Source organism: Rhizobium sp. 01N48, from assembly GCF_056399145.1.
Window position 1 is genome coordinate 1 of the sequence record NZ_JBFTQT010000023.1, and the last position, 1,131, is coordinate 1,131.

Annotated in this window: 2 protein-coding genes; both read right to left on the reverse strand. The window is 63.8% G+C overall.

The window, feature by feature from the left end; genetic code table 11:
• Positions 1 to 3: 3 nt before the first annotated feature.
• Positions 4 to 366, reverse strand: coding sequence for a hypothetical protein (locus AC1DOG_RS23130; protein ID WP_477931344.1), 363 nt, complete (start codon positions 364 to 366; stop codon positions 4 to 6).
• Positions 367 to 553: 187 nt separating this feature from the next.
• On the reverse strand, positions 554 to 1,131 hold a 578-nt coding region (locus tag AC1DOG_RS23135; protein WP_477931346.1), incomplete at its 5' end, for an efflux RND transporter permease subunit.

Below are 1,131 nucleotides of genomic sequence, written 5' to 3' on the forward strand. Positions count from 1 at the left end.
GCCTCACCCCGAACCTGACGCACCTGCCGACGGACGGATGCGTCGAAGAACGCACCGCGCATGAAATGCGCCACATGCCTCACCCCGAACCTGACGCACCTGCCGACGGACGGATGCGTCGAAGAACGCACCGCGCATGAAATGCGCCACATCGTGACTCAACTGGTAGCGATCCAGGCAAAAGTAGCGTTCTTCGGTGTGATGTGGAAACCGCGGCCCCCTGCCTTTTTGATCGGTGAATAGATGGAAGCTGAACATCACGTCCACCTCGACGATCGAACCGTGCACAACAATCGAAAGCGTAAATGGATCGAGATGTGAGAGGTCGTATACCCGCGCGCCGACCGTGAACTTCCCGTATGACACCTGGTGCACTCCATGCGCAGCTCTTCCTGGACGGCGTTGATGATAGCGGCGCGAGTCAGCACACAAGTGCGCTCGACGTCGCATCGTGGCGCATCCTGCTGACGTCATGATGCCTGCCCGTCAGTGCGCGGCAGGCATGACGTTGCATGCCTGCCGCAGGATGCATCACCCGACCAACGGTCGGGTGCTACCGGGTGACCGGTGTCGCATCGTTTTTGCGGTGCAACCACCGGTACAACACCGGCAGCACCAGCAACGTCAGCAGCGTGGACGACACGATGCCGCCGATCACCACCGTGGCCAGCGGGCGTTGCACTTCCGAACCGGCGCCCACGTTGAAGGCCATCGGCACGAAGCCCAACGAGGCCACCAGTGCGGTCATCAGCACCGGGCGCAGCCGGCCCAATGCGCCGTCGCGCACGGCATCGGCCAGCGGCGAACCGCCGTCGCGCAGGCTGCGCACGAAGCTGATCATCACCAGCCCGTTGAGCACGGCAACGCCGGACAACGCAATGAAGCCGACACCGGCCGAGATCGACAGCGGAATGCCGCGCGCGGCCAGCGCCAGCACGCCGCCGGTGAGCGCCAGCGGTACGCCGCTGAACACGATCGCCGCGTCCTTGACCGACCCGAACGCCCAGAACAGCTGCCGCCATACTCGATCCAGTACCCGTTGGGTACCTGCACGTCGGCGCTGGCTGGCCGAAATCAGCTGTTCGAAGCTGCCGCCATACTCGATCCAGTACCCGTTGGGTACCTGCACGT